At 61.7% G+C, this 24313-nt stretch carries 22 protein-coding genes and 1 pseudogene; 7 read left to right on the plus strand and 16 right to left on the minus strand.

The features are described 5' to 3' along the window. Window positions 1-165 precede the first annotated feature (165 nt). From nadC to nadA, 3 genes are read right to left on the minus strand one after another with little or no spacing between them, the layout of a single operon-like run. A complete protein-coding gene (gene nadC, locus DMY87_RS20920) occupies window positions 166-1071 on the minus strand; it encodes a carboxylating nicotinate-nucleotide diphosphorylase (protein WP_110793555.1) in 906 nt (301 codons plus the stop codon). A 29-nt stretch (window positions 1072-1100) separates the two neighbouring features. Continuing rightward, window positions 1101-2693, minus strand: a complete 1593-nt coding sequence (locus DMY87_RS20925; RefSeq protein WP_165826382.1) for an L-aspartate oxidase — start codon at window positions 2691-2693, stop codon at window positions 1101-1103. A gap of 28 nt (window positions 2694-2721) precedes the next feature. Further along, window positions 2722-3792 carry a quinolinate synthase NadA gene (nadA, locus tag DMY87_RS20930; protein ID WP_110793556.1) on the minus strand — a complete coding sequence of 357 codons (1071 nt, stop codon included), beginning with the start codon at window positions 3790-3792 and terminating at the stop codon, window positions 2722-2724. Between the two features lie 228 nt (window positions 3793-4020). Between nadA and DMY87_RS20935 the strand changes: the two genes are divergently transcribed. The 5 genes and pseudogenes from DMY87_RS20935 to DMY87_RS20955 form a co-directional block, all read left to right on the plus strand. After that, window positions 4021-7698 carry a DUF2339 domain-containing protein gene (locus tag DMY87_RS20935; RefSeq protein ID WP_165826384.1) on the plus strand — a complete coding sequence of 1226 codons (3678 nt, stop codon included), beginning with the start codon at window positions 4021-4023 and terminating at the stop codon, window positions 7696-7698. A 79-nt stretch (window positions 7699-7777) separates the two neighbouring features. Next, on the plus strand, window positions 7778-8431 hold the full coding sequence (locus DMY87_RS20940) for an HD domain-containing protein (RefSeq protein WP_245408993.1): 654 nt from the start codon (window positions 7778-7780) through the stop codon (window positions 8429-8431). A 10-nt stretch (window positions 8432-8441) separates the two neighbouring features. Beyond that, a complete protein-coding gene (locus DMY87_RS20945) occupies window positions 8442-9287 on the plus strand; it encodes an MOSC domain-containing protein (RefSeq protein ID WP_110793558.1) in 846 nt (281 codons plus the stop codon). Between the two features lie 311 nt (window positions 9288-9598). Next, window positions 9599-10819, plus strand: coding sequence for an MFS transporter (locus DMY87_RS20950; protein WP_110793559.1), 1221 nt, complete (start codon window positions 9599-9601; stop codon window positions 10817-10819). A gap of 400 nt (window positions 10820-11219) precedes the next feature. Beyond that, window positions 11220-11399, plus strand: a pseudogene (locus DMY87_RS20955) (hypothetical protein); the annotation flags it as partial. Window positions 11400-11401: 2 nt separating this feature from the next. On the opposite strand, the gene recO reads toward DMY87_RS20955, so the two are convergent. Together recO and DMY87_RS20965 are read right to left on the minus strand one after the other, a co-directional pair. Next, window positions 11402-12175 carry a DNA repair protein RecO gene (gene recO / locus DMY87_RS20960; RefSeq protein ID WP_110793561.1) on the minus strand — a complete coding sequence of 258 codons (774 nt, stop codon included), beginning with the start codon at window positions 12173-12175 and terminating at the stop codon, window positions 11402-11404. A gap of 54 nt (window positions 12176-12229) precedes the next feature. After that, window positions 12230-12901: a TetR/AcrR family transcriptional regulator gene (locus tag DMY87_RS20965; protein ID WP_245408994.1), complete on the minus strand. Its 672-nt coding sequence runs from the start codon at window positions 12899-12901 to the stop codon at window positions 12230-12232. A 208-nt stretch (window positions 12902-13109) separates the two neighbouring features. On the opposite strand from DMY87_RS20965, the gene DMY87_RS20970 reads away from it, so the two are divergent. Beyond that, window positions 13110-14177 carry an AbrB family transcriptional regulator gene (locus tag DMY87_RS20970; protein WP_245408998.1) on the plus strand — a complete coding sequence of 356 codons (1068 nt, stop codon included), beginning with the start codon at window positions 13110-13112 and terminating at the stop codon, window positions 14175-14177. An 18-nt stretch (window positions 14178-14195) separates the two neighbouring features. Here DMY87_RS20970 and era read toward each other — a convergent pair whose 3' ends face one another. From era to rpoZ, 8 genes are all read right to left on the minus strand, one after another. After that, window positions 14196-15137: a GTPase Era gene (gene era, locus DMY87_RS20975; protein ID WP_110793598.1), complete on the minus strand. Its 942-nt coding sequence runs from the start codon at window positions 15135-15137 to the stop codon at window positions 14196-14198. Between the two features lie 9 nt (window positions 15138-15146). Continuing rightward, complete coding sequence (gene rnc, locus DMY87_RS20980) at window positions 15147-15869, minus strand: ribonuclease III (protein WP_110793563.1); 723 nt, start codon at window positions 15867-15869, stop codon at window positions 15147-15149. Beyond that, a complete protein-coding gene (lepB, locus tag DMY87_RS20985; RefSeq protein WP_110793564.1) occupies window positions 15866-16603 on the minus strand; it encodes a signal peptidase I in 738 nt (245 codons plus the stop codon). Before lepB ends, rnc begins: the two co-directional genes overlap by 4 nt. Window positions 16604-16721: 118 nt before the next feature. Further along, complete coding sequence (gene acpS, locus DMY87_RS20990) at window positions 16722-17126, minus strand: holo-ACP synthase (protein WP_110793565.1); 405 nt, start codon at window positions 17124-17126, stop codon at window positions 16722-16724. A gap of 1 nt (window position 17127) precedes the next feature. Then, window positions 17128-17709: a DUF2062 domain-containing protein gene (locus tag DMY87_RS20995; RefSeq protein ID WP_110793599.1), complete on the minus strand. Its 582-nt coding sequence runs from the start codon at window positions 17707-17709 to the stop codon at window positions 17128-17130. A 173-nt stretch (window positions 17710-17882) separates the two neighbouring features. Then, window positions 17883-18035: a DUF3563 family protein gene (locus tag DMY87_RS21000; protein ID WP_110793566.1), complete on the minus strand. Its 153-nt coding sequence runs from the start codon at window positions 18033-18035 to the stop codon at window positions 17883-17885. Between the two features lie 216 nt (window positions 18036-18251). After that, window positions 18252-20477 (minus strand): RelA/SpoT family protein, encoded by a 2226-nt coding sequence (locus DMY87_RS21005; RefSeq protein WP_110793567.1) that lies wholly within the window; start codon window positions 20475-20477, stop codon window positions 18252-18254. 97 nt (window positions 20478-20574) lie between these two features. Further along, window positions 20575-20976: a DNA-directed RNA polymerase subunit omega gene (gene rpoZ, locus DMY87_RS21010; RefSeq protein WP_062275086.1), complete on the minus strand. Its 402-nt coding sequence runs from the start codon at window positions 20974-20976 to the stop codon at window positions 20575-20577. A 297-nt stretch (window positions 20977-21273) separates the two neighbouring features. Between rpoZ and DMY87_RS21015 the strand changes: the two genes are divergently transcribed. After that, window positions 21274-21858, plus strand: coding sequence for a LabA-like NYN domain-containing protein (locus DMY87_RS21015; protein WP_110793600.1), 585 nt, complete (start codon window positions 21274-21276; stop codon window positions 21856-21858). 374 nt (window positions 21859-22232) lie between these two features. Here the strand turns inward: DMY87_RS21015 and DMY87_RS21020 are convergent, their stop codons facing one another. The 3 genes from DMY87_RS21020 to DMY87_RS21030 all read right to left on the minus strand — a co-directional run bounded on the left by DMY87_RS21020 (window position 22233) and on the right by DMY87_RS21030 (window position 24231). Then, a complete protein-coding gene (locus DMY87_RS21020; RefSeq protein ID WP_205908201.1) occupies window positions 22233-22652 on the minus strand; it encodes a DUF3830 family protein in 420 nt (139 codons plus the stop codon). A 5-nt stretch (window positions 22653-22657) separates the two neighbouring features. After that, a complete protein-coding gene (gene smpB, locus DMY87_RS21025) occupies window positions 22658-23134 on the minus strand; it encodes an SsrA-binding protein SmpB (RefSeq protein WP_110793568.1) in 477 nt (158 codons plus the stop codon). 116 nt (window positions 23135-23250) lie between these two features. After that, complete coding sequence (locus tag DMY87_RS21030) at window positions 23251-24231, minus strand: S8 family serine peptidase (protein WP_110793569.1); 981 nt, start codon at window positions 24229-24231, stop codon at window positions 23251-23253. Window positions 24232-24313: the final 82 nt, after the last annotated feature.

Below are 24313 nucleotides of genomic sequence, written 5' to 3' on the forward strand. Positions count from 1 at the left end.
GGTATGGGATTCTCAAAAAACGGTCAAAACTATTAATTGTAGACGATAACTATCGAAGGCTTGGCTTATATAAAGTCAAGCGCCTGAGATGTCTGAACAAGTTCGGAATCGCGCGTCATGCGGCGAGTTTCGGCAATCGATGTGCAAGCAGAATATCCGTTCTCTTCAGACCAAACTTGAGTCCAATCCGATATCCATTGTCGGTGCTGCCATCGTAATCTTGGAGGTCGAGACGTAATCGACCCCGGTCTCGGCAATGGCGCGGATGGTCTCCAGCGTCACATTGCCCGATGCTTCGAGAATCACACGTGCTTGGGCAACGGCATAAACGGCCGGCGTCTGGCCGTGATGGATACGGTTGATCTCAACCGCCTCAGCCAGACGTTCCGACGTCATGTTGTCGAGCAGGATCACATCAGGGCCGGCCTCCAGCGCCTGACGCATCTGCTCGAGGCTGTCCACTTCCACTTCCACCTTGACCAGATGGCCGGCATAGGCGCGAGCGGCGGCAATCGCGGGGCCGACGCCGCCTGATACCGCGATGTGGTTGTCCTTGATCAGGATCGCGTCATCAAGGCCGTAGCGATGGTTCGAGCCACCGCCGAGCCGGACCGCGTATTTCTCGACCGCTCGCAGACCGGGCAACGTCTTCCGCGTACAGGTGACGCGGGCCTTCGTATGGGCAATCGCATCGGCAAAACGGGCCGTGTAGCTCGCGACGCCGGAGAGATGCATGAGGAAATTGAGCGCGACACGCTCCGCCGACAGCACCGATCGAGCGGTTCCTTCGACCCTGGCAAGCGGCTGGCCGGGCGCGACACGGTCGCCGTCCTTAACCAGTGCCTCGAAACGCACGGCGGGATCGATCAGCCGGAAGGCGGTTTCCGCCAGCACAAGGCCTGCGACAACACCCGGATCGCGGCCATTGATGGTCATGTGGGCGGTCTTTTCGGGGCCGATCGTGGCGTAGGTGGTGATGTCGCCCGCCCGGCCAAGATCTTCGAGGAGGGCATTGCGCACGAGGTCTTCGACCATCAGCGGCGACAATTGCGGGCGGAAGCTCTGTGGCATCGATAGGGGCATGACCTTGTCCTTTCCAATCAGCCGACGATGTCGGCTGCGATACCATCCGCCTCACGAAGCGTCAGATAGGTGCGGCGATGCCAGGCATCGCTGGTATCAGGATAGTCTGAGCGCATCTGTGCTCCCCGACTTTCCATGCGCTGCAGGGCGCCGACGGCAATCAGCTTTGCAGTGGCCGCGATGTTGGAAAAACGCACACGCGGGCGCTCCCGATCGAGCCGGGCGAGGTCGCGGATCAGCGTCTTCAGCCCTTCCTCGTTGCGGATCACGCCGGCATGCATACTCATCAGGCGGCGCAATTCCTTGAGTTCAGCACTGTCTTCGAGGGTGACGAGATCATCGTTCTCGCCGGCGGCCTTCGGCCACTCGTAAAGCGTGGATTCCGGCAGCATGCCCTTGATGCTGTCTGCAATGCGGCCGGCAAAGACGACGGCTTCCAGAAGCGAATTCGAGGCGAGCCGGTTGGCGCCATGCACCCCGCTCGAGGTGACTTCGCCGGCCGCCCACAGACCGTCGAGCGAGCTGCGCCCATCGGCATCCACGGCAATGCCGCCCATGTGGTAATGCACGGCCGGCACGACCGGGATCGGTTGGACCGCCGGATCGATGCCGGCCGCTTTACAGGACGCGTAGACGGTCGGGAAATGCTCGGCGAAATGCTTGCCGATGGCCTTGGTGCAATCGAGGAAGGCGCCGCGACCGGCGGCCACTTCGGCGAAGACGCCGCGGGCGACGATGTCACGGGGAGCGAGTTCCGCTTCAGCATGCAGATCGGTCATGAAGCGGTGCCCGGCCCGGTTGACGAGAACAGCGCCATCGCCGCGCAGGGCTTCCGTCGCGAGCGGCGCAGGATCCTGGCCGATGTCGATGGCGGTCGGGTGGAACTGGACGAATTCCGGATCGGCAATGACGGCACCGGCCTTGGCGGCCATGCCGACGCCGGTTCCCCGCGCTTCTGCCGGATTGGTGGTGACGGCATAGAGGTGGCCGACGCCACCGGAGCAGAGCACGACGGCGCGCGCGGGAAAGGCGACCCGTGCCGTCGACTGGCCCGCATCGGGACGGGCAATCACGCCGGAGACGAAGCGGCCCTCGGCGATCAGCTCCTCGACGACATAACCTTCCATGACACGGATCGACGGCGTGCGGCGCACCGCCGCAATCAGAGCCTCCATGATGGCGCCGCCGGCGCGATCGCCCGCGACCCGGACAATGCGGCGCTCGGAATGGGCCGCCTCGCGCGACAGCAGCAGATGGCCTTCGAGATCACGATCGAAGGGCACGCCATAGGCGAGCAGGTCATGAATACGATCCGGACCTTCCGAGATCATCAGCCGTGCGATCTTCTCCTCGACCAGACCGGCACCGGCTGCGACGGTATCGGCCAGATGTTTGTCAAAGCTGTCGCCTGGGCTCATGGCGGCGGCAATGCCGCCTTGCGCCCAGGCCGAAGACGCGCCCTGCCCGATCGGGGCGGCGGCCAGCACGGTCACCGGACGGGGCGCGAGTTTCAGCGCGCAGAAAAGACCGGCAAGGCCGCCGCCAACGATGACGATATCGTCGATGCCCTGCCAGGATTGCGGCCGCATGGATTCAAGATTGGTCGGCATTCAGCCCTCCCCGGCCGGCAGCACTGCCTCAATTCTTCAGATTGATCATCCGTTCGACCGCAAGCCGTGCGCGGGCGGCAATCGTGGGATCAACCGTCACTTCCTCCGTCATGAACAACAGGCTGTCGAGGATCTTCGGCAGGGTGATGCGCTTCATGTGCGGACAGAGATTGCAGGGCTTGACGAAATCGACGTCGGGCACTTCGACCTGGATGTTGGAGGCCATCGAGCATTCGGTGACGAGCAGCACGCGCTGCGGCCGCTTCGTCTTGACGTAGTCGATCATGCCCTTGGTCGAACCAGCATAATCGGAGACCGCGAGCACGCTCGGATGGCATTCGGGATGGGCGACAATTTCGATGCGTGGATCGGCGCGCTTGTATTCCAGGAGTTCGTCGGCCGTGAAGCGCTCATGCACCTCGCAATGGCCCTTCCAGGTGAGGATCTTCTTCGAGGTCTGGTTGGCGACATTCATCGCCAGATATTCATCGGGTATGCAGAGAACCGTGTCGCTGTCGAAGCTGTTGACCACGTCGACGGCATTGGCCGAGGTGCAGCAGATATCGGTTTCGGCCTTCACGTCGGCCGACGTGTTCACATAGGTGACGACGGGCACGCCGGGATAACGCTCGCGCAGCAGGCGGACATCCGCGCCGGTGATCGATTCCGACAGCGAGCAGCCGGCGCGGCCGTCCGGAATCAGCACCGTCTTTTGCGGATTGAGCAGTTTCGAGGTCTCGGCCATGAAATGTACGCCGCACTGCACGATGATCTCGGCATCGACGCTGACGGCATCACGGGCTAGCTGCAGCGAATCGCCCTTGATGTCGGCGACGCAGTGAAAGATCTCCGGCGTCTGATAATTGTGCGCCAGGATGACCGCGCCACGCTCTTTTTTCACGCGGTTGATCGCGTGAATGTAAGGCGCGAAGACGGGCCATTCGATTTCCGGAATGAAGTCGCGCACGCGCTCGTAAAGATGCGCCGTCTCCCTGGCGACTGCGGGCGTGTAGCTCAGATCCGGGCGCTCCCAGACGCCAAAACGCTCGGCCGCCGTTGCCGCCGATTTGCCCGTGTTCCGCTCGGCTTGCGCTTCCATGGCGACCTCCTCCCGTATTTATGCTCACAATGAGCATAACAAGAGCCAAAGAAAACCGGCTGTTGCCGGTGAATCGGATTTAGAAAGTTTCGGGGGCGAATGCAAGGGGCGGATATCACGCGCTGCGCCACAGATCGGCAGGGTCACGTTACGTGATGCAGGAAGCTTCCCCAAAACGATAAATGGTTTAGGTTGTCCTTGATTTTGCAAGATGCATCGGGGGCGCGCATGTTCGAACTGCTACTGTTGATCTTGATCGGCGTGCTCTTCTTTATGCAAAGGGGATCAGCCGACAGAATGGATCGGCTTGAAAACGAGCTGCGGAGCGTCCGGGAAAAGCTCCTCCGACTGGGCCAGCCGTCTCCATCCATGCGAGCCGCGAGCGAAACCCAAAAGCTCGACGAAGCCGCAGCCGCTCCGATGGAACCGGCGCCACCCACCCCTGCCTGGGGCAAGGTGGAGGCGCTCGAAGCCAAGATCGAAGAGCGGAACAACGCTCAGCTTCTCGCTCAACCAGTGCCGGACACGCCTGAAGAAGGGGGAAGCCCCGCCGAACCGAACTACCTGGCCGATGCGACAATCCCGACAGGATCGTCAATTGCAGCAAACCCGCCCGAAGCGGCAAAGCCGACCGAAACAGTCGTGCCGCGCATCTCAGACAAAGCTGCTCCTCCCTCTGAAAACTTGGAGAATCTGCTCGGGGCTCGCTGGGCGGTGTGGGCCGGTGGTCTGGCGCTGGCGCTCGGCGGTGTCTTCCTGGTGCGGTATTCGATCGAGAGCGGCCTACTCGGCCCCGGCGTGCGGCTGACACTCGCCGCCCTGTTCGGGCTCGCCCTGATCGCCACCGGAGAACTGATCCGCCGAAAGGCACTGCCGAAAGCCGAGGCACTTTACTCCAACGCCATGGTGCCAGGCATCCTGACGGCAGCTGGCGCGGTCACGCTATTCGGCGCGATCTATGCCGCCCATGGAGTTTACGACTACATCGGGCCAACACTTGCCTTCATTCTGCTCTCGCTTACCGCCTTTGGCGTACTCGGCCTCTCCCTTTTGCATGGCCAGACACTGGCAGGGCTCGGCCTCGCAGGATCGATGGTAACGCCATTGCTCATCTCGACGACGTCACCGAACCTATGGACGCTGTTCATCTACCTAACTGTCGCACAGGTCACGACATCCATGGCCGCGCGCCTCAAGGGCTGGCTCATCGTACCCGCTCTGGCACAGGCTTTGCTCGGGGTCTGGGCGCTGGTGGCCCTCATCGATCTCAACGACATCACACCCGTCGCCTTGTCGCTGATGGCCATGATCGCAGCCTGGATGCTGATCTGGCCGGGCGCCACGGGTGATGATCCGGCAGATCCTGACGCACCGCTGTCGCTCGAAAGTCTCGGACGGCGTATGGAATCCGGTCAGATCGGGCTCGACGTCACGCTATCTCTCGCCGTCATGCTGCCAGCGATCGCCATGCTAAACCGGAACCTGACGGATCTCTTCCCGCTCTTCGGCTTCGCAGCACTGATCACAGCACTGGCCGCCGCAGGCAGCGCGCGTTTCGGCACTTTCTGGCCGACAGCGATCGCAAGTGCGGGTGCGCTCCTAGGAGCCACTATCGCAACCGGCATGATCGGGCAGGCCCAGACCCTCGTATTCGGCTGGGAGAGCGATGCGACCAGTCTGCCGCCGATCGACATCAATGTGATGTACCTGCTTCTCGGGCTCGCAGTCGTCTTCCTGCTCATCGGCCTTGCCCAGATTCGCCGACGCTTTGCCGACGATCCGTTGTTCTCGACGGTCTGGGCGATCATTGCGGCCATGCTTCCAATCGCACTCACCACGATCAGCTTCGTCTTCTACGGGGTCTATGCCCGCGACTGGCTGCATGCATTCTTCGCTATCGCGCTGGGCGCCGTCCTTCTCGCGGCTTGCGAAATATTCGAGCGCAAAGGTGCCTTGCCCCGCTTCCGACGTGGCGTCGACGTGCTTCTAACAGGAAGTTTTGCCGCCTTTGCGCTTGCCCTGCACACATTAACCGACGGCGTGGTGACCACGATCCTGCTCGCTCTCCTCGGCTTTGCCTATCTCATGGCAACACGCAAGCGGAGTTGGAGCGGCCTCCCCTGGATCCTTGTCATTTCGCTTGCCGGCGTGCTGTTCCGGATCGGCTGGGATCCGACGCTGGTCGGACCGGACGCCCTCTGGCGCACGCCTGTCTTCAACCAGTTGCTGCCGGGCTACGGCATCCCGGCCCTGCTTGCCGTCTATGGGGCCTATGAGATGCGCAGCTGGCCGGGTGCGCGGGTCCGCAATGCCCTGCAGGGTCTGGCCAGCCTACTCGGCCTGCTCACTGTCGCAATCCTGGTGCGGCACGCAATGAATGGCGGCGTCCTGGATTCCACTGTGCCGACACTTGGCGAGCAGTCGATCTACACGCTGCTGGTTGTCGGACTCTCGGGCATCCTGATGACGCTGGATCTAAAATCACCCAGCGTGGCCTTCCGTCTTGGCTCGATGGTGGCGGGTGGTTTGGCGGTCCTGCAGACAGTCAGCCTGCATCTCGGTGCGCTCAATCCGTACTTCAGCGGCGAAAGCACGGGTTCCTGGCCGTTCATCAACCTGCTGCTCATTGGATATCTGCTGCCGGCCAGCGGTTATGGCGGGCTCGCCTACTACGCCAGAGACAAGCGCCCCCGGCCCTATGTGATGCTGTTGGCGCTCTCGAGCGCGGCGCTCGCTTTCGCCTGGGTGACACTCACAGTCCGGCGCTATTGGCAGGGCGAGTTCATTTCTTACTGGAAAGGTTTCGGACAGGCCGAAATCTATAGTTATCCGGTTGCATGGCTGGCCATCGGCGTCGCTCTTCTTGTCGTCGGTTCCCGGTTTGAGGCGCGACATCAGCGCCCCTGGCTGGGCTTGCCATGGATCTCGGTCGCATCCCTCGCGGGCATACTGATCCTCATCGGCTGGGATCCGACGCTGGTCGGGGCGGAAGCCTTGTGGCGCACGCCGGTCTTCAACCAGTTGCTGCCCGGCTACGGCATCCCGGCCCTTTTGGCGATCTATGGGGCATACGAGATGCGCAACTGGTCGGACCTTCGCGCCCGCTACGCCCTCCAGGGCTTCGCCAGCCTTCTGAGCCTGCTCACCGTCGCCGTTCTAATCCGCCACGCGATGAATGGCGGTGTGCTTGATTCCTCGACGCCGACGCTTGGCGAACAGTCGATCTACACGCTGCTGGTTATCGGGCTCTCGGGCATCCTGATGACGCTTGATCTCAAATCGCCGAGCCCTGTCTTCCGCTATGGCTCGATGGTCGCGGGCGGGGTCGCCATCGCCCAGACGGTGAGCCTGCATCTCGGTGCGCTCAACCCCTATTTCAGTGGCGAGGGTACGGGCTCGTGGCCCTTCCTCAATCTGCTGCTGATCGGCTATCTGCTGCCCGGCATCGCCTATGCGGGCCTCGCCTTTTATGCGCGTAACAAACGGCCCCTGCCCTATGTGGTGCTGCTCGCGCTCTCCGGTGCGGTGCTCGGCTTTGCCTGGGTGACGCTCAGCGTCCGGCGTTTCTGGCAGGGCGAGTATATTGCCTACTGGAAGGGTTTCGAGCAGGCCGAGACCTACAGCTATTCGGTGGCCTGGCTTGCGATCGGCGTCGGGCTCCTGGCTCTCGGTTCGCGCTTCGATGCCCGCAGCCTCAGGATCGCCTCGGCCGTCATCGTCATCGTGACGGTCGCCAAGGTCTTTCTGGTCGACATGGCGAACCTCGAAGGTGTCCTGCGCGCGCTGTCCTTCATCGGCCTCGGCTTCGTGCTGATCGGTATCGGCCTGTTCTACCAGAAGATCCTCAGCTCCAAAACGAAGCCGGCGCCGGCTGTCGAGCCCGAGGAGGAACCGACGGGGATCTGAGTTTTTGCGGATTGCGGCGATGCTGGCAGGCGGGATAGATGGATGCCGCGCCTGCCAGGAATCACCGGGATTTTTTGACGTGACCGATCTTCTCACTGCCGAAGCCTTTGCCCCGCATCAGGCGCTTGCGGCGCAGCTTCTGGCACATGCGACCGAAGGCGATGACGGCTCGCATGACCTCGCCCATATCCACCGGGTGTTTCGCAATGCCATGCGCATCCAGGCCGGCGAAGGTGGCGATGCCGAGGTGCTGGCGGCGGCCGTTCTCCTGCATGATTGCGTGGCGGTCGAGAAGAACTCGCCGCTTAGATCGCAAGCCTCGCGGCTCGCGGCGGAGAAGGCGTCAAGCATTCTGGCTGATCTCGGCTGGCCTGAGGACCGGATCGCCCGCGTGGCCCATGCCGTGCTGACCCACAGTTTTTCCGCCAACATTCCGCCCGAGACGCTGGAAGCCAAAATCCTGCAGGATGCCGACCGGCTGGACGCGATCGGCATGGTCGGCGTGGCGCGCTGCTTCTACATCGCCGGGCGTTTGGGCTCCGGCCTTTATCATCCGGGTGATCCCGGCGCAGATCACCGGCCGCTCGATGACCGGCTTTATGCGATCGACCATTTTCCGGCCAAGCTCTTGAAACTCTCCGACGGTTTCCAGACGGCGACAGGCCGTGTCCTGGCTGAAGAGCGGCACCAGCGGCTCGAGCAGTTTCTCACCCTCTTCCGCGACGAAATCTAAAGGTCACGCCATGCAGATCACCGGGCTTTTCATCTATCCAATCAAGAGTGCTCGGGGCATAACTCTGCCGCAGGCGCGGATCGAGGCCATGGGGCTTGCCGGCGATCGGCGGATGATGCTGGTCGATCCGTCAGGGCATTTCATCACCCAGCGCGAATTGCCCGATCTCGCCCGACTCACCGCCATTCCGGGTGCCGCTTACCTCACGCTCCGGCTCGACGACGGGCGCGAGGTCATGGTCGCACCGCCGCACCCGGAGCATCGGATGGATGTCGCGATCTGGAAATCCATCGTCAGCGCCGCCGTGGCCGACGACAGCGTCAATGCGAAGCTGTCGGCGTGGTTCGGACGGGAGATGAAGCTTGTTTTCATCGATGGCGACAGCCGCCGCATGGCAAGTGCCGAATGGGCAGGCGAGAATTCGCCGATGGCTTTTGCCGATGGCTACCAGATCCTTGTGACCACCACGGGGTCGCTGCGCGCGCTCAACGAGGACATGGAGAAACACGGCGAAGGCTCTGTTGGCATGGAGCGTTTCCGGCCGAACATCGTGCTCGATTGCGACGAGCCCTGGGCCGAGGACACCTGGACCGGTCTCGAAATCGCGGGCATCCGCTTCGATTTCGCCAAACCCTGCCCGCGCTGCATCATGACCACGCAGGATCAGCAGACCGGCTCACGCCAGGGCGCCAATCCGATGCCGGCGATGGGGCGGATCCGCATGTCGGCCGATCGGCGCGTGGCGGGGCCATTGTTCGGCTGGAACACCGTGCCGCGCGGTGAAGGTCTGGTCTCGGTTGGGGACGCGGTCACCGTTCTGGGCATGCGTGACGGCTGGGCGATCAAGCAGCGGTGATCGCGGATCACAGGCCCCACCCGCCCTCGTCCTTCGAGGGTCGCTGCGCTCCCACCTCAGGATGAGGGCTGACCGTTTGCGCTCCGCATCTTGACGCGCCCTCACAAAGCGAAGGCCTCGAAGGACCCTGCCCACCCTCTGGCCCTCATCCTGAGGTGCCCTCGCCAAGCGAGGGCCTCGAAGGATCCAGCCTTGCGCACCCAACCCAAAGCTGACTTTCATCAAATCCCTTGATGAGCAATTCATCAAAAGGCGTTTCCCGTCATGGGTCCGCTGAACTACAGTCAGTCCTCGACAGAGGAGAATCCCCCATGACCGCGACTGCGCGCCACCCGATGCCCTGGCTGATCATTCTTGCCGGATCGCTGATTGCGGTCATGACCTTCGGGCCGCGGTCGGCCATGGGCTTCTTCCAGTTGCCGATGCTCGCCGATCGGGGTTGGGACCGCTCGACCTTCGGCCTCGCCATGGCCTTCCAGAACCTGTTCTGGGGTGTCAGCCAACCCTTCTTCGGGGCCTTGGCGGACAAATACGGCACCGGACGCGTGCTGGTCATGTCCGGCGTGCTCTATGCTGCGGGTCTTCTGATGATGGCCCATGCGAGTGCACCGATCTGGCTGCATATCGGCGGCGGCGTGCTGATCGGTACGGCGATCGGTGCGGGGTCCTTTAGCGTCATCCTCTCCGCCTTTGCCCGCAATGTCACGCCCGAGCAGCGCTCCATGGCGTTCGGCATCGGGACTGCGGCGGGTTCTGCCGGCATGTTCCTGTTTGCCCCCTTGAGCCAGGGTTTCATCTCCGCCTTCGGCTGGTCGGACAGCCTCGTGATCATCGCCGTGATGATGCTGGTCGTGCCGCTGCTTGCCATTCCGCTCCGCGGCAATGCGCAGTCAGGCAGCCAGTCCGGCATGCAGTATCAGCAGACGGTGGCGGAAGCGCTGAAAGAGGCGCTGGCGCACAGGAGCTACCTGCTGCTGACCACCGGCTTCTTCGTCTGCGGCTTCCAGGTGGCCTTCATCACCGCGCATTTCCCCGCCTACCTCGGCGATATCGGCATCGAGCCGCGTTATGCGGTGATCGCCATGGCGCTGATCGGCTTCTTCAACATCATCGGCTCGCTCGCCGCCGGCTGGATCGGCCAACGCTATTCGAAGCCCTATTTCCTCGCCTTCATCTATATCGGCCGCTCGATCACCGTGACGCTTTTCCTGCTCCTGCCGCAGACGCCGACCTCCGTGGTGATCTTCGCCTCGGTGATGGGGCTGCTCTGGCTCTCCACCGTGCCGCCGACAAATGGCCTCGTCGCCATCATGTTCGGCACACGCCATCTCGGCCTGCTCGGCGGGCTGGTCTTCCTGTCGCACCAGATCGGCTCGTTCCTCGGCGTGTGGATGGGCGGCTATCTGTACGACCACTTCGGCACCTATGACCAGGTCTGGTGGCTTGGTGTGGCGCTTGGCATCTTCGCGGCAGTGGTGCATTGGCCGATCCGCGAAAAAGCGGTCGACCGGCCCGCCATGGTCGCGGCGTAATTTTGCCCAAAGTGAGATCATATTTCGGCATTTCATCCATGCCGGATCAAAATTCCCGTGTTTCCGCCTAACGCGGACCGTCACAGAAAATTATTTTATTTTTCTCATGTCCCCCGTTGACGGATTCGGAGCCAGCACCTACCTTGTGCGAGCTGGTTCGGACACTGACGACGAACCATGACTGGCCTCCCTTTGGAGGCCACAGCCAAAGAAGGAGGTCAGCGAAATGCAAGTTGTATTTCTTGATGCCATCCGATCCTGGCAGACGACCCCGTGCCTCGTGATGGTGAAACGCCATTACGCCTGCTCCTGTCGAATGTGACGCAGCTCAAAGACTGATCACCACAAACGACTATTGAAACAGCGCCGTGCATCGAATGCACGAGCGGGGACATTCATTATGAAAAAGCAAGTCATTGAATATGCCGGAATCCCGGTTGGCATCACCATTCCCGACGGCGACAGGGTCAAGTTCATCGCCGTCAAATATCCGGTCATCGACCTGGATGGCGGTAGCTATCGCAATATCAGCGAACTTCAGGCCGCCATCCACAATCACATGGCCAAATCGGCGCCTGAGGATCAGGCCGAGTTTCTCGGTGCGGCCAATGCCCCGGTTGCCTCGAGCGCCCGCAGGGTCTTCAACGCCGCCTGACAAAAGCCCTCCCGTGCCGCGCCCGCTTCAAGCCCGCGCGGCACGTACACGTGGCGGTCCAGGAAATATGCAGTCAGCCGAAAGGCCGCTGCCAGGCTTTCGGGATCGGCCCTTTTCCGGCTTCCGGACGACAGGAAATCCGGAAGCGACAACATCTTGTCCGCCCAGGGAGCGCCTGCCGCACGGCTAACAGCCCGGCCGGATTTCGGCGAGACATAAGCAAGATCATCACGCAGCCCTGTCGCCGCGCATTCGTCCAGATCCAGACCGAAGCCGAGATCGTTCAGCAGTGCCAGCTCGAAGCGGACGAAGAGTTCGCCGGCCGTGGCCGGCTCCTCCAGATGATCGAGAATGACGTCGAGGGCTTCGAAGAGATGCGGATGCGGATCGCGTTCGGGTAGAAGGCGCAAGAGGGAGCCCAGCGCCTGGACGCCGTAGACGGCGGTGGCGCTCTCCATCAACCGCCCTGCCCGCAAGATCAGCGGCTCCACCCTGTATTCACCGAGATGTTCGTCGAGCCTTGCCCGCCAGGTGACTTCCAGCCGGTTTCCAGGCTGCAGGACCGGCTGCATTCTGCGCGAGCGACCGGACCTGATCATGCCGAGATGACGGCCACGGCTGCGGGTCATCATTTCGGCAATGACGCTGGTTTCGCCATGCCTGCGCACACCGAGCAGAATTGCCTCGTCCGTCCATTGCATGGAGACAGTCTAGCCTAGACCGCTCCCCCGGGACAACCGATTCGACTGCCGCTCTCAGAAATCCGAGAGGTAACGTCGAACCCAGCCGCGCCATTGGGCAAGCGCTTCGGACTTGCCGGTATAACGTTTCTCTTCATGCAGTTGCGCCAACGACTTCATCGCCTGCAGCAGCACCACCGCCATGGCCTGGCGCTCGTCGTCGCCAAGTTGTGGCCGCCAGGCGGCAAGGCAGTCTGCAATGTGGCGGCGCAGGCTTTCGCGCAGCACGCCGGGGCGCACGCCCGGCTGTTCCCAGCGTGCATCGAGAAGGCTCAGCGCCAGGCTGCGCTCGGATGCATGGGCGACCATCACGTCAAGAAGACGGTCGGCGAGGTCGGCGCCGTCAAGCTCAGGGGCCTGTTCGCAGATCCTGTCGAGCGCCGCCGTCACATGTTCGCCATAACGAGCAACCAGAGCATCTGCCAGGACATCCTTGTTGGGAAAGAACTGGTACAGTGAACCGATCGGCGCACCGGCGCGGGCCGCGATCTCGGTCATGGTCGCTGCCTTGTAACCCTGCTCGGCAAAGACGCTGGCGCCGGCATCAAGCAGGCGGGCGACGCGCGCAATGCCACGCTGGCGCTTCGGTTCCTTGGCCACGGGAATGGCGGTCACCTTCGGCCGTGCGGATGACGGCGGAATCGTGGAGACATCCGCCACGTCTGCGGCCTTCGGCGGAATCGACAAACTTGACTTTTGCGAGGACATGCTCATAAAACTCGTTTGTGAGGTTCACCTCATTTATTTTACGAATTTGCGCTTGCGTCCAGTGCTTTCCCACTCAGCGGCGCGGCGAAATCAGGAGATGCCCATGGGTGATCAGGCAGACCTGCCCGACAAGGCGTCCGAAGCGGCAGCGGTGATCGCGGCAACCGGCCCTGCTCCGCCGCCGGGCATGCTGACGCCCCTGCCCGTCACGGTCCGCTGGGGCATCCTGCTTGCGATCTCTCTGACGCTCTCGACCATCCTTTTCGCCACGCATATTCCAGGCGCCCTGCTGCTCGGGCCGATGGCGGCCGCCATCCTGGTCGCCACGAACGGGGCGCGTCTCTCCGTCCATCGCTATCCCTATATCTTCGCCCATTCGCTGCTCGGCTGCATCATCGCGCGCTCGCTCGATCTGGAAACGCTGAAAGCGGTCGCGCTCGACTGGCCGATTTTTCTGGCGATCGTCATGGCGGTCATCTCGGCGAGCAGCCTTCTCGGTTATCTGATCGCCAAGGCTGACATCCTGCCGGGGACAACGGCCGTGTGGGGCACGTCGGCCGGGGCGGCATCCGCCATGGTGCTGATGGCCGAAGCGCATGGCGCCGACGCACGGCTGGTCGCCTTCATGCAGTATCTGCGGGTGGTGTTCGTGGCGACCGGCGCCTCGATCGTGGCAGCGCTGGTCTTCCGGATCAGCGGAGGCACCGCGCCACAGACCGTTTGGTTTCCGGAAACGGACTGGCTCGACCTGGGCCTGACGCTTGCTGCTGCTCTTACCGCGGCCTCCGTTGGTGCTCGGCTCAAGATCCCCGCCGGCACCATGCTGCTGCCTCTGGTGGTCACCACGATCCTGCATGTGTCCGGATTGATCTCGCTGCACCTGCCGCAATGGTTGCTGGCGCTCGCCTATGGCGTGATCGGCTGGCGGGTCGGGCTGACCTTCACCCGCCGGATTCTCCGGCATGCGGCCAGCGCCCTTCCCCAGGTGGTCGGTTCGATCCTCGTCCTTATGGCGTTTTGCGGCGGGCTCGCCTTTTTGCTCTGGTGGTTCATGGGGATCGACCCGCTGACCGCCTATCTGGCAACCAGCCCTGGCGGCCTCGATTCGATCGCCATCATCGCCGCGTCGACGCCCGTCGATATGTCCTTCGTCATGGCGCTGCAGACCATGCGGCTGATCCTGATCATCCTGCTCGGTCCGCAAATCGCCTCTTTTGTCGCCCGGCGGATCAAGCCCGCCGGGGCTAAAGGATAAAAAGCAGACGAAAGACCGTCAGTCGCGGGGGAATTCGAGACCCATTTCGCGGAAGCGCTCGGGGTCGTTGCCCCAGTTTTCCCGCACCTTGACGAACAGGAAGAGGTGCACGGGCTGCTCGAGGATTTCCGACATCTCCTTGCGGGAGGCCGTCGAGATCGCCTTGATGGCATCACCGTTCTTGCCGAGCACGATCTTCTTCTGGCTGTCGCGCTCGACATAGATCACCTGTTCGATACGAACCGAGCCATCCTTGCGCTCTTCCCACTTTTCCGTCTCGACATGCGACGAATAGGGAAGCTCCTGGTGCAGGCGCAGGAAGAGCTTTTCGCGGGTGATCTCGGCGGCGAGCTGGCGCATCGGCAGGTCGGAGATCTGGTCTTCCGGATAGTACCAGGGGCCTTCCGGGAAGGTTTCGGCCAGATAGTCCATGATGTCGTCGCAGCCGGAGCCGGTCGTGGCCGAAATCATGAAGGTGCGGTCGAACTTGACGGCCGCGTTCGCCGTTTCGGCGAGCTTGAACAGGTCCTCGTGGCGCACGCGGTCGATCTTGTTCAGGACCAGGATCTTCGGCTGCGGCACATCCTTCAGGGCTTCCAGGATCGCCTCGGCGTCGCCGCGCAGACCGCGTTCGCTGTCGATCAGGAGCAGGATGATGTCGGCATCCTTGGCACCGCCCCAGGCCGAGGTCACCATGGCGCGGTCGAGCTTGCGGCGCGGCTTGAAGATGCCGGGCGTGTCCATGAAGACGATCTGCGCGTTCTTTTGGATCGCGATACCGCGCATCACGGCGCGGGTCGTCTGCACCTTGTGGCTGACGATCGAGACCTTGGCGCCGACGAAGCGGTTGACCAGCGTCGACTTGCCGGCATTGGTCGGGCCGATAAGGGCGACGAAGCCGGATCGGGTCGGGGTGGCGACGGTGGCTTCGCCGCCGTCATGGCTTTCTGTTTCGGTCATGGTGTCCAATCAGTTTGCGTCAGAGGCCTTGGCCCAGACGCCTTCGCGTTCGAGAATCTTGGTCGCGGCCACCTGCTCGGCGGCGCGCTTTGAACGGTCGATGCCCACCTCGGGCTTCAGGCCCGGGATCTCGACGATCACCGTGAAGCGGGGATCATGATCCGGTCCGGAGCGATCCGCAACCTTGTATGTCGGCGGCGCGCCATACCGGGCATGCGTCCATTCCTGCAATTCGGTCTTGGCATCGCGGCGGGCGCCATCGGCGCGGGCAGCACGGGCCGTCCAGTATTTCAGGATGAAGCCGCGCGCGGCTTCCAGACCGGCATCCAGATAGATGGCCGCGATCAGGGCTTCGACCACGTCGGCACGAACATTGAGCATGTTCTTCGCGGTGATCTTCTTCACGTCTGCGCCGGTGCGGATGAAGCGATGGAGCTCCATCTCGTCGGCGACGGCAGCGCAGGTCTCTGCGCTGACGAGCTGGTTGAAGCGGACGGAGAGCTCTCCCTCCGCCGCCTTGCGAAAGGTGCTGAACAGAAGCTCGGCCACACACAGGCCGAGCACGCGGTCGCCGAGGAATTCGAGGCGCTCATAGTCGCCCTCCCCCTTCGACGGCTGGGCGCTCGAATGCGTGAGCGCGCGGGACAGGCGATCCCGATCGGCAAAACGATGCCCGACCAGAGTTTCGATCTCCGCCCAATGCTCCTCTGCGACGCCCTTCTTCCTGTTCATTCGACAACCTTGAACAGACGATCCCAACGCATGTTGGACGGCCACTTCCACACTTCGCGGAACGAGGTGTCGTTGCCCAGCGAGAAGAAGATCAGCGAGGCCTTGCCGATCAGGTTTTCCGCCGGCACGAAGCCGACATCGAAGCGGCTGTCGAGCGAGTTGTCGCGGTTGTCGCCCATCATGAAATAATGGCCTTCCGGCACGATGAATTCGCGGGTGTTGTCGCCCCGCGTATCCGGCGCCTGGTCGAGCGTGTCATAGGTCACGCCGTTGTCCATGGTTTCGCGGAAGACCGGCACGTCGGTGCCCGGATCCATGCGATAGTCCGAGGTGAAAACCCCGTCCTCAACCTTCGGCACCGGCTGGCCATTGATGTTCAGCACGCCATTGATGACCTGGATGCGGTCACCCGGCAGGCCGACGAGGCGCTTGATGTAATCGATGCTCGGATTCGGCGGGAAGCGGAAGACGACGATGTCGCCACGCTTCGGCTCGCTTGCCAGGATGCGGCCCTCGAAGAGGTCCGGCGAGAAGGGCAGCGAGTATTTCGAGTAGCCGTAGGAGAACTTGTTGACGAAGATATAGTCGCCGACCAGCAGGGTCGGCATCATCGAGCCCGACGGGATCGTGAAAGGCTGGAACAACACGGTCCGGATCACCATGGCCAGCAGGAGGGCCTGGATGATGACCTTGATGTTTTCCCAAAGGGCACTTTGCTTCTTGGCTTCGCTCACGCGGGTCTGTTCCTTCTTGCGAAAATCCTGCTCTCTCTAGAGCTATTCATTGTCAAATGGAAGGCTGTCAGCCGGCCCGGCAAGCGGCGAAGCCGCCAAACCGGTGCGACCGGATGTATCAGACGTTCAGCGGCAGGGCCTCGATGACGACGAAGGCCTGGGCATAGGGGAACTCGTCTGTGATGGTGAGATGCACGACGGGGCGGTACCCTTCCGGCACCAGGCGATCGAGGAATTTGCGCGCGCCGCCGGTGAGTTCCAGGCCGGGCTTGCCGTTCGGCAGATTGACGACACCCATTTCCTTCCAGAACACACCCTCGGCGATCCCCGTGCCAAGCGCCTTGGACATGGCCTCCTTGGCGGCGAAACGCTTGGCATACGATGCGGCCGAATCCTTACGGCCATTCGAGCGCGCCTGCTCCTCGTCGGTGAAGCAACGCGCCGTGAATTTTTCGCCGAAGCGCTCGATCGACTTCGCGATCCGGCGGATGTCGATGAGGTCGCTGCCGATACCGATGATCATCTCAGACACTCGTCCCTTCCAAGGCATCGGCCAGGCGCGCCCTTGCCCGTTCTGACAGCCGTTCGCGCCGCCGGCGCTGGAACCGGTCGACTGCGATATAGGTGCAGGTATAGACGACGATGGTGCTGATGACGGCAAGCGGAATGGCACCGACAAGCATGGGCTTCAGGACCGGCTCCCAGATATGGGCAATCCCGAATTCGTGCCAGAGATGGTGCAGATCGACGGCGGGACCGGAGGGGCCATCCTGCCCGAGCAGATAGCGGCCAACTTCCCAGGTGGCCGCCCATATGAACGGGAACGTCAGCGGATTTCCGACCGCCGTTCCAAGCGCTGCCGCAAGCATGTTGCCCGAAATCAGGTAGGCGAGCGCAAAGGCAATCAGGAAGTGAAAGCCGATGAACGGCGTCAGTGACGACACAATGCCCGCGACAAGACCGGCGGCCACCGCATGCGGCGTCGCCGACAGACGCAGGACACGTTTGCCGAAGTACTGAAACGGGCGGGAGAAGCCTTTTCGCGGCCATACTAGCTCGCGCAGCCTCGTCGAATAGGAAAGCGGTTGGCGACGTCGAAACAGCATGGACAACATGTAGTTTATCCGCTGCGCTTCCCGCAAGGGTTACCCGTCGACGGAACGCCTTAATACACGAGGCGCCGGAAAGGACCGGCGCCGAACCTGGCGTCTGCCAAAGGCGGCCGTTCTGGCCACCTGCGGATCAGACATGACCTGCAGCCCCAATGGGCCGCCGGTTTTCAGAAACCGCGACGGAACACGCCACGGTCGATTTCGCGCTGGCGGTATTCCAGGTCGACGAGATCGCGAGCACCGTTCAGGTAGCTCATTTCACGTTCAGCAGCCGTGGGAACGCGGAGTGCACGGGCCAGTTTGCGGATCGGAGTAAACATCGTTTTATCCTCGGTTCTTTGTCTTCATCTGTTGATCCGAAGATAATGTTGCGCCGCACAAACCACCAGAGCCGATTGGCGACGCCAGATATGCATCAAACGCATATCGAGGGGCTCGAGGTTTACGTTTTGGGCAGAAGATGGGCAAAAGATAAGCAGTTCGCCGCAAGAGAAGCAGACTTGCGGGGCTGGTCCGTAACCTGCCCCGCAAGCGGATCAATCGTAGACACGCTTCACGGTCGAGATGCAGTCGAGCTCCTTCAGCTCGCCGAGCAACTGGCTGAGCTGACGCAGATCCCAGACTTCGAGATCGATCGCCATTTCGGTGAAGTCGGTGGCAATGCGGATCATGTTCAAGACGCGGATATTGATATCGAGGCGGGCGACACACTGGGCAACGGTCGCCAGCGTGCCCGGCTCGTTCAGCGCATTGATCAGGATGCGGGCGACGAAGCGCGACTTGTTTGCCTCGTCGAGATCCCAGCGCACATCGATCCAGCGCTCCGGCTCGTTTTCGAACCGCTGCAGGGCCGAGGCCTGGATCGGATAGATGGTGATGCCCTTGTCGTCTTCCATGATGCCGACGATGCGGTCACCCGGCACGGCGCCGGCGGGGCCGAAATGCACCTCGGCATTGCCGGAGAGGCCGCGGATCGGCAGCGGCTCGGGGCCGTCGCCGGCGGTGGGCACATCCCCCTTGGGATGGGCGGCACCGGGGATCTTGAAGACCATGCCATTGGCGCTGTTCATCGCGAACCAGCCGTCTTCCGCCGGTTTTGTCGTGACGCGCTCGTCCTGATAGTCGGGATAGACGGCGCGCAGCACGTCGAGCGACGAGGTTTCGCCGCGGCCGACCGAGGCGATCGCGTCTTCGACATCGCGCTGGCCGAGCCGGTGCAGAACCGGGCGCAGCGTATCGCGCGAAAAGACCTTGCCGGCGCGCTCGAAGGTGCGCTCCAGAATGCGCTGGCCAAGGCCTGCATATTGCTTGCGGATCGCCATACGGGTGGCGCGGCGGATGGCGGCGCGCGCCTTGCCGGTGACGACGATCTCTTCCCAGGCGGCGGGCGGCACCTGCACGCCGGAGCGGATGATCTCGACCTCGTCGCCATTCGACAGGCGGGTGACCAGCGGCATGATCGAGCCATTGATCTTGGCGCCGACGCAGGTATCGCCGACATTGGTGTGGACGGCATAGGCAAAATCGATCGGGGTGGCGCCGCGCGGCAGCGCGATCAGCTTGCCCTTGGGCGTGAAGCAGAAGACCTGGTCCTGGAAGAGTTCGAGCTTGGTATGCTCCAGGAATTCTTCCGGATTGTCGCCTTCCGCCAAAGCCTCGATCGTGTGGCGGAGCCAGGAATAGGCATTGCTTTCACGCTTCAGCGGCTCGTTCGGATCGCCGTTTTCGCCATCCTTGTAGAGACTGTGGGCGGCGATCCCGTATTCGGCGATCTCGTGCATGCGGCGCGTGCGGATCTGCAGTTCGATACGCTGGCGGGACGGGCCGACGATCGTGGTGTGGATCGAGCGGTAATCGTTCTGTTTCGGTGTCGAGATATAATCCTTGAAGCGGCCCGGCACCACGCGCCAGCGGGTGTGCACGATGCCGAGCGCCCGGTAGCAGCCCTGAACGTCGTCGACCAGGATGCGGAAGCCGTAGACGTCGGAGAGCTGCTCGAAGGACAGCGACTTCGACTGCATCTTGCGGAAGACGGAGTAAGGCCGCTTCTGGCGGCCCTTGACGCCGGCGTTCAAGAGGCCGTTCGCCACCAGGAGATCGCGCAGCTCGTCCTCGATCTTGGTGATCAGGCCCTCGTTGCGGGTCGACAGCTCCGCCAGACGGTTGGTCACCGTCTCATAGGCTTCCGGATTCATGTAGCGGAAGGACAGGTCCTCCAGCTCGTCGCGCATGTCCTGCATACCCATGCGGCCGGCGAGCGGCGCATAGATTTCCATCGTCTCTTCGGAAATGCGGGCGCGCTTGTCATCGCGCATGTGCTCGAGCGTGCGCATGTTGTGCAGGCGGTCGGCGAGCTTGACGAGGAGAACACGCACGTCGTCGGAAATGGCGAGCAGAAGCTTGCGCAGGTTTTCCGCCTGCTTCGCCTTCTTGGTGACGAGGTCGAGCTTCTTGATCTTGGTGAGCCCCTCGACGAGCCGGCCGATGTCCTCGCCGAAGAGTTCGTCGATTTCGGCGCGGGTGGCCGAGGTGTCTTCGATCGTGTCGTGCAGGAGGGCGACCGCGATGGTCGATTCGTCCAGGCGCATTTCGGTCAGAATGGCGGCGACCTCGAGCGGATGGGAGATATAGGGATCTCCGCTGGCGCGCGTCTGCTTGCCGTGCTTCTGCATGGCATAGACATAGGCCTTGTTCAGAAGAGCTTCGTTGGCGTCGGGCTTGTATTTCTGCACCCGCTCCACGAGCTCGTATTGCCGCATCATTCAGACGTCTCCTAGAAACGAAAAAGCGCGCCAGCCGACATGACTGGCGCACATTATCCAACTGTCAGAAACAGACTAAATTCCGACTAATTGACGATTAGTAATCGTCGCTCTTTTCCGGGGGAACGAGACCTTCGATACCGGCCAGCAGTTCCTCTTCCGACATCTGGTCGAAGGTGAGGGTTTCCGGCAGTTCGTCTTCTTCGTCACCCTTGCCGGCCGTGCCGACATTGGCGAGCATCGAGCTCGGATCCTGCTCCGGCTCGTCGACTTCGACATGCTTCTGCAGCGAGTGGATCAGGTCTTCCTTGAGGTCGTCGGGCGACAGCGTCTCGTCGGCGATTTCGCGAAGCGCCACGACCGGGTTCTTGTCCTTGTCGCGATCGATGGTGATCGGCGCGCCCTGGGAGATCTGGCGGGCGCGGTGGCTCGCGAGCAAAACGAGCTCAAAGCGGTTCTCGACTTTGTCGATGCAATCTTCAACGGTGACGCGGGCCATTGCCTGTCCTTTACGGTCATGAATGCGAGGGATTGACGGGTGCGATACAGGCAATGGACGGCAATTTCAAGTTTTTCGTCACCAAGAGCCCGACCCGCGACAAAAGACAATCTGAAAAGCCATGATTTCCGCTTACATGCAACCCAGAGGTGCTTGGATTATCGAATTCCGTATCCTAAATACTTTTATATATGATCAGATCATAATTTAATGCTCTGGTCATATGTGGAGGGGCAAGGTATTGTTTTGATTTCCGATTGCCGCGTTAGTTCATATTGCACCTGAGGAATAATGAAGATGTTCGATCCGCGCGAAAAAATCGCCCTGTTCATCGATGGCGCCAATCTCTACGCAGCTTCCAAGAGCCTCGGCTTCGATATCGATTATCGCAAGCTTCTGAAGGCGTTCCAGAAGCGCGGTTACCTGTTGCGCGCCTATTATTACACCGCCCTCATCGAGGATCAGGAATATTCCTCGATCCGCCCACTGATCGACTGGCTGGACTATAACGGCTACAAGGTCGTGACCAAGCCGGCGAAGGAATTCACCGACTCCATGGGCCGCCGCAAGGTCAAGGGCAACATGGATATCGAGCTTGCCATCGACGCGATGGAACAGTCCGAAACCGTCGACCATCTCGTGCTCTTCTCCGGCGACGGCGATTTCACCACGCTGGTCGAAGCCCTGCAGCGGAAGGGCCGCAAGGTCTCCGTCGTCTCGACCATGGCGACGCAACCGCCGATGATCGCCGATGATCTCCGCCGCCAGTCGGACCATTTCATCGACCTGATGACGCTCAAAGCCGAAATCGGCCGCGACCCCTCCGAGCGCGGCGCGCCGCGTGTCGCCGAGCCGGTATCGAGCCACGAAGAAGAGCATTGAGGGATTGGGGGCTCCCGCCCCCGACAAGCTTTGCGGTTGAAAGCACCCCCCTCTGCCCTGCCGGGCATCTCCCCCACAAGGGGGGAGAGCGGCTCGCAGCTAAGACGCGGGCCACCCTCTCCTTGAGGGGGAGGGTCGGAGCGAAGCTCCGGGGTGGGGTGACGGCCGGAAGATGAGAAAGATCGTGAAACGTCGAACTCGCGGTAGGGTTCACCCCCACCCGCCGCTTTGCGGCGACCTCCCCCTCAAGGGGGAGGTAGGGAGCCCGCCGCCCCCGGCCCCCACTCTCCCCCCTTGTGGGGGAGATGTCACGAAGTGACAGAGGGGGGTCTTCTTGCTCCGCCCGTCGGTGAAGGACCAAGCAGAGTACTTCCTTACATTGCCTCGAAAGCGATATCCTGCGCGCCTTGCCACAAGACCATCTTACCCATAGCCTCCAGCTGCTCAGCCCCCTTCACGACCGTCAGAAAGTGATTGCCCGCAAGCATGCCCATCTTGCTCGCAAACTGCGACGAGCCATAGGCAAACAGCAGCTCCGTTTCGCTGAAACCACCGGGATAAAGCAGGATATCACCGCGTGAGGGATGGCAAGTGTGATTCTCGAAGCCCGCGCCGAACTGGAAATCGCCCAAGGGCACCCAGACCGCCTCGCCCGACCAGCGCGAATGGATCGCCTGGTTGCGGAAGGGCAGAAAACTTTCAAAGATGCGGCAGGTCTCGGGCGCCTTTTCGCGCTCCAGCCGCGCCTCGAAGACGAAGGGGCCGACGGTGACCTTCAGAAACTCCAGCGCCATCGGCCTCAGCCCGTCTTCATGATGCGCTGCTTCTGGCGGTTCCAGTCGCGTTCCTTCTCGGTCTCGCGCTTGTCATGCAGCTTCTTGCCCTTGGCGAGCGCCAGCTCCAGCTTCGCCCTGCCCTTCTCGTTGAAATAGATCTTGAGCGGCACCAGCGTCATGCCCTCGCGGTTGATCGAGACGCGCAGGCGGTTGATCTCGCGCTTGGACAGAAGCAGCTTGCGGCGGCGGCGCGGCTCGTGGTTGAAGCGGTTCGCCTGCAGATATTCCGGCAGATGCGAATTGATCAGCCAGATCTCCTCGCCCTCATCGGAAGCATAGGATTCGGCGATATTGGCCTTGCCCTCGCGCAGCGACTTGACCTCCGTGCCGGTCAAAACCAGACCCGCCTCGTAGGTGTCGACGATCTCATAATTGAAGCGCGCCTTGCGGTTTTCCGCGACGATCTTGTTGACGGTGCGCTGCGAGCCTTTGGGGGCCATGATCAAATCTTCCGTTTCGCCCGGGATTTTGTGGTCGTCTTCGCCATACGCGGGCGGGGCGTGGCGAGTATGGGAGGTATGTAATGGAGGATGGGGGGGAAATAAAGGTGTTCTCCTTACGCGCTTAGAACGACTGCGATCTGCTGATAAAGCTCAAGCTCGGCTTCGTGCCACAACTCGACAGCCACAGAGAATGTCTGCTCCTCTACCATGTTGGCAGCCCATTTTCCCTCACACCGGACAACCAGATAGTAGCTGTCGCCGTGGTGGGAGATGTCGCGCTTACGGACGAACGTTCCGACTTGAAGGCTTCCAGCCTCCTGCATGCTGGCCAAAGGGGTCATTTTGCAAATCGCGGAACCGTTCTCGAAAACTGCAGCGCCCCCATTTTCTTCTTTTTCTTCGGTCTCCCATTTTCGGAACCGGGCAAAAACCTCTTCGGCCGACTTCCCCCGCACCAAGTGATAACCCATTTTGACGCCCAAATATTCCTTCCGGCTGTTCCGCACCGGCGGGTCAAAGGCTAGCGAAACCTTGATATGCCGAACACCCTTGACCGTTTGGAAATCGGTTGGAATAGGCACCTCGTAGACGGCAAACCGATCGATCGGGAGGCTATCCTCTATAGCCATAACCACGCGATTGTCTTCCGAAGCTTCGGCAAGACTGACATCTGCCACGCCGTATCCCGCGTATCTGAAATGCTCGCGACCGCCGTCAGAGGTAACCCGTTCTTTCAAATCTGCTGGGTGATCCGCACTCAACGCCATCAGGGCCCTGACGAAATTTGCGCTCGCTTTAGGAAACTCCTCCAAGAGCGCAGCTGCCTTATAGGCAGCAACGGGAGCCGCAAAAGAGGTTCCATGGCGATAAACCATCAGACTTTGCAGATAGTTGGGGTTGAGTGTTAGAACGCCGCAGCTGTCGCGATCAGCCGACAGCCGAGATGAAATTCCCCGCCACACGGCAGTACCACCATACTCGACTAAGTCAGGTTTGATACTCTTGCCAAAGCCAGGTCCGCATCGGCTGAAGGGCGATGGATGATGTGTGGCTGTCAAAGCCACGATGTCTGCGTCACCCTCTTCTCCCGGCATGAGGCCATTGGAATGAGCTAGAGCACGTCCACTTTACTCGGGGTCATATCCGCAGGATTTGAAGTAGTTGGCGCATTCCTTC

The organism is Peteryoungia wuzhouensis, from assembly GCF_003205195.1.
Classification (GTDB): Bacteria; Pseudomonadota; Alphaproteobacteria; order Rhizobiales; family Rhizobiaceae; genus Allorhizobium; species Allorhizobium wuzhouense.

Bases quoted from the DNA above. Each gene is read 5' to 3' on its own strand.
- DMY87_RS21005 (WP_110793567.1), bottom strand. From the start codon at position 20,477: ATGATGCGGCAATACGAGCTCGTGGAGCGGGTGCAGAAATACAAGCCC.
- DMY87_RS20925 (WP_165826382.1), bottom strand. From the start codon at position 2,693: ATGCCGACCAATCTTGAATCCATGCGGCCGCAATCCTGGCAGGGCATC.
- DMY87_RS21030 (WP_110793569.1), bottom strand. From the start codon at position 24,231: ATGCCGGGAGAAGAGGGTGACGCAGACATCGTGGCTTTGACAGCCACA.
- DMY87_RS21015 (WP_110793600.1), top strand. From the start codon at position 21,274: ATGTTCGATCCGCGCGAAAAAATCGCCCTGTTCATCGATGGCGCCAAT.
- DMY87_RS20995 (WP_110793599.1), bottom strand. From the start codon at position 17,709: ATGCTGTTTCGACGTCGCCAACCGCTTTCCTATTCGACGAGGCTGCGC.
- DMY87_RS20945 (WP_110793558.1), top strand. From the start codon at position 8,442: ATGCAGATCACCGGGCTTTTCATCTATCCAATCAAGAGTGCTCGGGGC.
- acpS (WP_110793565.1), bottom strand. From the start codon at position 17,126: ATGATCATCGGTATCGGCAGCGACCTCATCGACATCCGCCGGATCGCG.
- nadA (WP_110793556.1), bottom strand. From the start codon at position 3,792: ATGGAAGCGCAAGCCGAGCGGAACACGGGCAAATCGGCGGCAACGGCG.
- DMY87_RS20970 (WP_245408998.1), top strand. From the start codon at position 13,110: ATGCTGACGCCCCTGCCCGTCACGGTCCGCTGGGGCATCCTGCTTGCG.
- rnc (WP_110793563.1), bottom strand. From the start codon at position 15,869: ATGAACAGGAAGAAGGGCGTCGCAGAGGAGCATTGGGCGGAGATCGAA.
- DMY87_RS21020 (WP_205908201.1), bottom strand. From the start codon at position 22,652: ATGGCGCTGGAGTTTCTGAAGGTCACCGTCGGCCCCTTCGTCTTCGAG.
- DMY87_RS20935 (WP_165826384.1), top strand. From the start codon at position 4,021: ATGTTCGAACTGCTACTGTTGATCTTGATCGGCGTGCTCTTCTTTATG.
- nadC (WP_110793555.1), bottom strand. From the start codon at position 1,071: ATGCCACAGAGCTTCCGCCCGCAATTGTCGCCGCTGATGGTCGAAGAC.
- recO (WP_110793561.1), bottom strand. From the start codon at position 12,175: ATGCAATGGACGGACGAGGCAATTCTGCTCGGTGTGCGCAGGCATGGC.
- DMY87_RS21000 (WP_110793566.1), bottom strand. From the start codon at position 18,035: ATGTTTACTCCGATCCGCAAACTGGCCCGTGCACTCCGCGTTCCCACG.
- DMY87_RS20950 (WP_110793559.1), top strand. From the start codon at position 9,599: ATGACCGCGACTGCGCGCCACCCGATGCCCTGGCTGATCATTCTTGCC.
- era (WP_110793598.1), bottom strand. From the start codon at position 15,137: ATGACCGAAACAGAAAGCCATGACGGCGGCGAAGCCACCGTCGCCACC.
- rpoZ (WP_062275086.1), bottom strand. From the start codon at position 20,976: ATGGCCCGCGTCACCGTTGAAGATTGCATCGACAAAGTCGAGAACCGC.
- smpB (WP_110793568.1), bottom strand. From the start codon at position 23,134: ATGGCCCCCAAAGGCTCGCAGCGCACCGTCAACAAGATCGTCGCGGAA.